The sequence below is a fragment of the Hymenobacter glacialis genome, from assembly GCF_001816165.1.
GTDB classification, from domain to species: Bacteria; Bacteroidota; Bacteroidia; order Cytophagales; family Hymenobacteraceae; genus Hymenobacter; species Hymenobacter glacialis.
On the sequence record NZ_MDZC01000036.1, the window covers coordinates 84202 to 90803 of the forward strand.

Here is a 6602-nt window from a genome sequence, read left to right on the forward strand (position 1 = left end):
TTACGAAGAAATGAACCAATACGTTAGGTTGAGCTTGCGCTCGTGCCCTCCAGCGTACGCTTTATGCCTTCGCCGCCACCGGGCGGTAGAGCTTGGCTAATTGCGCCACGGCGTAGTCTACTTCGGCGGCGGTATTCATTTTGCTCATTGAAAACCGCACCGATGCCCGGGTGGGGTCGCAGCCCAGGGCTTCGAGCACGTGGGAGCCGGCCTGCGCCCCGCTGGTACACGCCGAACCGCCCGACGCGGCCACCTTGCTAATGTCCAGGTTGAATAGCAGCATTTCGTTGATGGCCGATTGCGGCAGGCTCACGCTCAGCACTGTGTACAGGCTTTGGTCTGGCTGCGCCGAAAGGCCGTTGAACTGCACGTCCTCTATTTCGGCGCGTAGCTTGCTCACAAACCGGTCCTTCAACCCCTGTACGTGCGTCTGGTGCGCTGCCAGGTCGCGTACCGCAATTTCCAGGGCCTTGGCCAGGCCCACTATGCCGTACACATTCTCGGTACCCGAGCGTACGTTGCGTTCCTGCGAGCCACCGTGTATGAGCGGGCTTACCTGCACACCGCTGCGGGTGTACAGAAAGCCCACCCCTTTTGGCCCGTGAAACTTGTGCGCCGAGCCCACCAGAAAGTGGGTTTTCAATTGCTGCACGTCGTGGCGGTAGTGGCCCATGGTCTGCACCGTGTCGGAGTGGAACACAGCCTCGTGCTGTGCACAAATCCGCCCAATAGCGTCAATGTCGTTAAGATTGCCAATTTCATTATTGGCGTGCATCAGGCTCACGAACGTGCGCGACTGCTCTGCCAGCAACTCCTCCAAATGACCCAGGTCAAATGCCCCCTGGGCATCGTGGCGCAGGTAATGCAGCTCTATCTCGCCCGTTTTGGCCAGGGCCTGCAGGGGATGCAGCACCGCGTGGTGCTCCAGCCGCGAGGTAATGGCGTGCTTTAGTCCCAGCGTGCGAATGCTGCCAAACGCAGCGTAGTTGTCGGCCTCGGTGCCGCCGCTGGTGAAACAGATTTCAGCTGGGGCCGCGTTTATGAGGTGCGCTACGGTCTTGCGGGCGTTTTCGATGGCCGCGCGCACCTGCCGGCCGGGGCCGTGCAGGCTGCTGGGGTTGCCGTAGTGCTGGCTCAGGAAAGGCAGCATGGCCTCCAGCACCTCCGGGTCGAGGGGCGTAGTGGCGGCGTTGTCGAAATAAACGAAAGAGGGGGCAGCGGGAGCAGCGTGGGTCATGTGGTGAGGGTAATAACAAGAAGTTGCCGGACGTGGGTGCGCCCGGCAATTCTAAAGGTAGCATTATGCAAACGTCGGGCATTCGACCGAAACCTGGCGACTCCGGCCCCGGAGAATTCCAGCCGGCCGCAACAGCCCCGTCTGCCCCCTCCCCGCTTGCGGCGCGGCTTAAGCCTTCACCGCAATGATTTCCTTGATGTCGCCGATGATTTTCTGGGCCAGATAATCGGCTGTGGAGTTGGAATCAGACTCGGCGTAGATGCGGATGATGGGTTCGGTATTGGATTTGCGCAGATGAACCCACTCCTTATCGAACTCAATCTTCACGCCGTCAATGGTATTCACGGGCTGCTTGGCGTAGCGCTTTTCCATCTGGGCCAGCACGTCGTCGGTATCAATTTCGGCCGTTAGCTCAATTTTATTCTTGGAGATGAAGTAGCTGGGGTAAGAATTCCGCAGCCGGCTCATGGTCAGACCCGATTTGGCCAGGTGGGTGAGAAACAGCGCAATGCCTACCAGAGCATCGCGGCCGTAATGCAGCTCGGGGTAAATAATGCCCCCGTTGCCCTCACCGCCAATCACGGCGTTGGTTTGCTTCATCATGGTCACCACGTTCACCTCGCCCACGGCGGCGGCGGCGTACTGCCCACCGGCCTTCTCGGTCACGTCGCGCAGGGCACGGGTGCTGCTCAGGTTGCTCACGGTGTTGCCGCCGCCCAGGGTTTTCAGCACGTAGTCGGCCACGGCCACCAGGGTGTATTCTTCGCCAAACATCTCGCCATTCTCGCTCACCAGGGCCAAACGGTCCACGTCAGGGTCCACCACTATGCCCAGGTCGAAGCCGCCTTTTTCCAGCACCTTGGCAATGTCGCGCAGGTGCTCGGGCAGGGGCTCGGGGTTGTGGGCGAAGTCACCGGTGGGCTCGCAGTGCAGCTTCTCCACGGTGGTCACGCCCAGTGCCTCCAGCAGCTGCGGCACGGCAAAGCCGCCCGATGAGTTCACGGCATCCACCACCACCCGGAAATTCCGGGCCCGAATGGCCTCCACGTCCACCAACGGCAACGCCAGAATGGCTTTGATGTGCTTTTTAAGGAAAGTAGCATCGGTGCTGTACTGGCCCAGCTTTGTAACGGCAGCAAAGTCAAAGTCTTCGCTTTCGGCAAGCGCCAGCACCTGCTGCCCGTCGGCTTCCGAAATAAATTCGCCCACCGAGTTCAGCAGTTTCAGCGCGTTCCACTGTTTGGGGTTGTGCGATGCGGTGAGGATGATGCCGCCCGCCGCGTTCTTGGCCGGAACAGCCATTTCCACGGTTGGCGTGGTGCTCAGCCCTAGGTCGCACACGTCCAGACCAAGGCCTTGGAGCGTCGCGGCCACGAGGCGGCTCACCATCTCGCCCGAGATGCGGGCATCGCGGCCAATTACAATAAGCTTGCTGTCGGTGGCCTGGGTCTTCACCCACGTGCCGTAAGCAGCGGCATACTTCACCACGTCGAGAGGCGTCAGGCCTTGGCCAACGGGGCCGCCGATGGTGCCGCGGATGCCGGAAATTGATTTTATAAGAGTCACGAGGTAGCTAGTTTGAAAGTACAAATTTAGGCACTGGCTGCCGGTTGGCGGCTCCAACATTTATCTTTGGAACAATGGAAAATACTGCTTCAGCCCCTAGTGTTCTGCTTACCAGTGCCCGGCGCCCCGAACAATTGGCCGCCTTTGGCCGCCTGCTCGACGTGCTGGACCGCCTGCGTACCGAGTGTCCCTGGGATAAAAAACAAACGCTGCAAACGCTGCGCCACCTCACCATTGAGGAAACGTATGAAATCAGCGACGCCATTTTGCGCGATGACTTGCCGGATTTAAAAAAAGAGCTGGGCGATGTGATGCTACACCTTCTTTTTTATGCCCGCATCGCTGCCGAAAAAAGCGCCTTCGACATTGCCGACGTACTCAATGCGCAGTGCGAGAAGCTCATCTACCGGCATCCGCACATTTACGGCGACGTGCAGGCCGACGACGAAGAAACCGTGAAGCGCAACTGGGAGCAGCTCAAGCTCAAGGAAAAAGGCAATACAACCGGGGTACTGGGCGGTGTGCCCACTTCCCTTCCTGCTTTGGTGAAGGCCATGCGCATTCAGGAAAAAGCCCGCGGCGCGGGTTTCGATTGGGAGCAACCGGAACAGGTGTGGGAAAAAGTAAAGGAAGAACTAGGAGAATTTGGCGACGAGTACAGCCATGGCCAACCCGAGCGCATGAACGCCGAACGGGCCGCCGACGAATTCGGCGACTTATTATTTTCCCTGGTCAACTTTGCGCGCTTCGCCGGCATCAACCCCGAAGAAGCACTCGAACGCACCAACCGCAAGTTTATCAGCCGATTTCAGTACCTGGAAGCGGCAGCCACGGCCAACGGCCAACACCTTGCCGACCTGACTTTGGCCGAAATGGATGTGTATTGGGAGCAGGCAAAAAACCGCCCCGCCCAACCCTCCAGTGCACATTAACGTTGCTAAGTTTTTAGCATGTTTTCGCGTCTTCGCTGTCGGCTTCGGCCAAATTTTCTTTGGTCAGGCCGCTGTTTTTGGTTAGGTTTGCCCTGCAGAAGACGGCTCAGTGCGTAGTTTAGATTCCGGTTAGCACCATTTTAGTCCTTTCAGTACGGGATAATCGAGTGTTCTTTTACTGCGTTTTGCGGTCCTAACCGATTTTTTGCTTTTTCTTTACCAACACAATTCAACTACTTCACTCAACAACCCCAAACACTCCAGAACAATGGAACAGAAAAATGCCATGAATACGAGCCCACGGCCCGCCGCACCGGCCGCCAAAGCCGAAGCCCAAAGCAGCGGTGGCGCCTCGCTGTTCTCCGTTGTGGTTATCATACTAGCCTATATCGTCAGCCTGCTCGTTTACAAATACGTTTTCGGTGACGGCAGCCACTTTCAGGGTGGTGACAACAAGATGAACCCCCTGCCCGGTGATTACCTGGGCATAGTTTACAAGGGTGGCTTCGTAGTGCCCGTCCTGATGTCGATGCTGCTGATGGTAATTACCTTCTCCATCGAGCGGATGCTCACCATTGGCAAAGCCAAAGGCAGCAAGAGCATTGAGTCTTTCGTGCGCACCGTGCGTCAGAAGCTGAATGCCAACGACATCAACGGTGCCCTCGTTGCCTGCGACCAGCAGAAAGGCTCGGTAGCCAACGTGGTGAAAGCCGGCCTGTTGAAGTACAACGAAATGTCGCGTGAAACCACCATGGCTACGGACCAGAAGGTACTCGCTATCCAGAAGGAAATTGAAGAGAGCACCGCGCTCGAATTGCCCATGCTGGAGAAGAACCTGGTTATCATTTCGACCCTGGCTTCTATCGCCACGCTGACCGGTCTGCTCGGTACCGTATTCGGTATGATTAACGCCTTCGCCGCTCTGGCGCAGGCCGGTAGCCCCGATGCAGTAGCTCTGGCAAACGGTATTTCGGAAGCTCTGATTAACACGGCTCTCGGTATTGGTACGTCGGCTCTCGCCATCGTAGCCTACAACTACTTCACCAGCAAAATTGACGAGCTGACTTACAGCATCGACGAAGCGGGCTTCAGCATCATCCAGACCTTCGCCGGTCAGCACGGCAACAACGCCAACGCTGGCCAGCCGGTTCGCACGGTCTAATCCCGTCATTTACTGATGCACTAAAATGCGGGGCGATTCGTTTCGTTCAGAAGAACAGAACGAATTGCCCCCTTTTAATCCCACCTCGCAATGCCTAAAGTAAAACCGCACCGTACCTCGCCGTCGCTCGACATGACGCCGATGGTGGACCTGGCCTTCTTGCTGGTGACGTTCTTCATGCTCACCACCAAGTTTGCCCCCGAAGAGACGGTCGTAGTGGACACGCCCTCGTCTATTTCGGAAATTAAACTGCCCGAGAGCAACGTTATTACCCTGACCATTGACAACAAAAAGCGCGTGTTTTTTGGCGTTGATGACACGAAGACGAAGATTCAAGCCCTGCAGAAGGTGTCGGCCAAATACGGCGTCAACTTCACCGCAGAGCAAGCCAAGGAATTCGGCAATCTGCCCAACTTTGGCCTGCCCATCAGCCAGCTTGCTTCTTACCTCAACGTGGAAAGAGAGGAGCGCAAGCAGTTAAACTCGCAGCAGCCCGGCGTTCCCATCGACTCGCTCAACAATCAGCTCATTGATTGGGTAATCGAAGCCCGCAAGGCCAATCAAGCCCTCTTCAAGAAGCCCACTTACATCGCTATCAAAGGCGATGGCAACGCCGACGTACCCACGGTACAGGCAGTTATCAAGCTTCTGCAGGAACGCGACATCAACCGTTTCAACCTCATCACGGATCTGGAAAACAGGCCGGTTGCAGCTGCTAAATAAGCCCCAGCAGGACGCACTAGCCAATCGTTTTACAGTTCATTTACTTCACTAACACCCATGGGAGAAATTCAAGGAAAAGCCGATTCCGGTGGGAAAGGTGGGAAGAAGCGGGCCAAAAAAATGTCGACCAGAATCGACATGACACCGATGGTGGACTTGGCCTTTCTATTGCTCACCTTCTTTATGTTGACGACTACTTTTGCCAAGCCTAACGTGATGCAGCTCACGATGCCGGTGAAGAAGACGGACGACGTAGAGGACACCAAAATCAAGAACTCGCAGGCCATGACCATCCTTCTTGGCAAGGACAACAAGGCCTACTATTACTACGGCATGAACACGCCGACCGACCCCAGCGTGCCCAAGCCTGAACTTAAGGTCACGAACTATTCGGCCACGGGTATTCGCCAGGTAATCATGGAGCGCCAGCGCCAGCAGCCGGAGCCCATTATCCTTATCAAAGCAACTGCCGACGCCAAGTACAAAAACATGGTGGACATTCTGGACGAGATGAATATCACGAACCAGAAGAAGTACGCATTGGTGAAGATTCCTCAAGTAGACCTGGACCTTATTAAAGAATCCGCCCTATGATGGATAACTCGCAAATCGCCAAGGCCAGCTTAAACGACATCGTTTTTGAGGGCCGTAACAAGGCATACGGGGCTTATGTATTGCGTCGTTTGTACCAGCGGCACGTTACACGGGCTCTCATTATTGCCACGGCGTTGTTTCTGTTGTTGATTTCTTTTCCGCTCATTTCGCAGTATCTCAAAGAGAAGATGCCGAAGGAGCCCAAGAAAAATCTGCAGGAAAACGTGCTGATGGACGCTCCTCCCCTGGACGAAACCAAGCCGCCGCCCCCACCGCCGCCCCCGAGGCGCCCCACCAATCCCGCCAATAATTACGGCGCCTTCCAGGGCTCCGCCGCCAACCACGTACAGGTTATCGACAACGTGGTGGACACGGTGCAGCAGCGCAG

The 6602-nt window shown here is 56.4% G+C and carries 6 protein-coding genes and 1 pseudogene; 5 read left to right on the forward strand and 2 right to left on the reverse strand.

Translation table 11 applies throughout. From position 1 onward, the window contains the following. Window positions 1-61: 61 nt before the first annotated feature. Both BEN48_RS03805 and glmM read right to left on the reverse strand, forming a co-directional pair. Window positions 62-1237, reverse strand: coding sequence for a cysteine desulfurase family protein (locus BEN48_RS03805; RefSeq protein WP_070733089.1), 1176 nt, complete (start codon window positions 1235-1237; stop codon window positions 62-64). Window positions 1238-1405: 168 nt separating this feature from the next. Continuing rightward, entirely contained in the window at window positions 1406-2803 is a 1398-nt protein-coding gene (gene glmM / locus BEN48_RS03810; RefSeq protein WP_070733115.1) for a phosphoglucosamine mutase, read from the reverse strand. Window positions 2804-2877: 74 nt separating this feature from the next. Between glmM and mazG the strand changes: the two genes are divergently transcribed. The 5 genes and pseudogenes from mazG to BEN48_RS03835 all read left to right on the forward strand — a co-directional run. Further along, window positions 2878-3735: a nucleoside triphosphate pyrophosphohydrolase gene (gene mazG, locus BEN48_RS03815; protein WP_070733092.1), complete on the forward strand. Its 858-nt coding sequence runs from the start codon at window positions 2878-2880 to the stop codon at window positions 3733-3735. A 286-nt stretch (window positions 3736-4021) separates the two neighbouring features. Further along, window positions 4022-4897 (forward strand): MotA/TolQ/ExbB proton channel family protein, encoded by an 876-nt coding sequence (locus BEN48_RS03820; RefSeq protein WP_070733117.1) that lies wholly within the window; start codon window positions 4022-4024, stop codon window positions 4895-4897. Between the two features lie 90 nt (window positions 4898-4987). Continuing rightward, window positions 4988-5620, forward strand: coding sequence for an ExbD/TolR family protein (locus BEN48_RS03825; RefSeq protein ID WP_070733094.1), 633 nt, complete (start codon window positions 4988-4990; stop codon window positions 5618-5620). A 120-nt stretch (window positions 5621-5740) separates the two neighbouring features. Next, window positions 5741-6214: an ExbD/TolR family protein gene (locus BEN48_RS03830; protein ID WP_241502162.1), complete on the forward strand. Its 474-nt coding sequence runs from the start codon at window positions 5741-5743 to the stop codon at window positions 6212-6214. Further along, window positions 6211-6602: pseudogene (locus BEN48_RS03835) on the forward strand (hypothetical protein); the annotation flags it as partial. The gene BEN48_RS03830 and the pseudogene BEN48_RS03835, both read left to right, overlap by 4 nt.

Excerpts from the sequence above, each read along its gene's own strand:
- BEN48_RS03805 (WP_070733089.1), bottom strand. The coding sequence starts at position 1,237 with ATGACCCACGCTGCTCCCGCTGCCCCCTCTTTCGTTTATTTCGACAAC.
- BEN48_RS03830 (WP_241502162.1), top strand. The coding sequence starts at position 5,741 with ATGTCGACCAGAATCGACATGACACCGATGGTGGACTTGGCCTTTCTA.
- BEN48_RS03825 (WP_070733094.1), top strand. The coding sequence starts at position 4,988 with ATGCCTAAAGTAAAACCGCACCGTACCTCGCCGTCGCTCGACATGACG.
- mazG (WP_070733092.1), top strand. The coding sequence starts at position 2,878 with ATGGAAAATACTGCTTCAGCCCCTAGTGTTCTGCTTACCAGTGCCCGG.
- BEN48_RS03820 (WP_070733117.1), top strand. The coding sequence starts at position 4,022 with ATGAATACGAGCCCACGGCCCGCCGCACCGGCCGCCAAAGCCGAAGCC.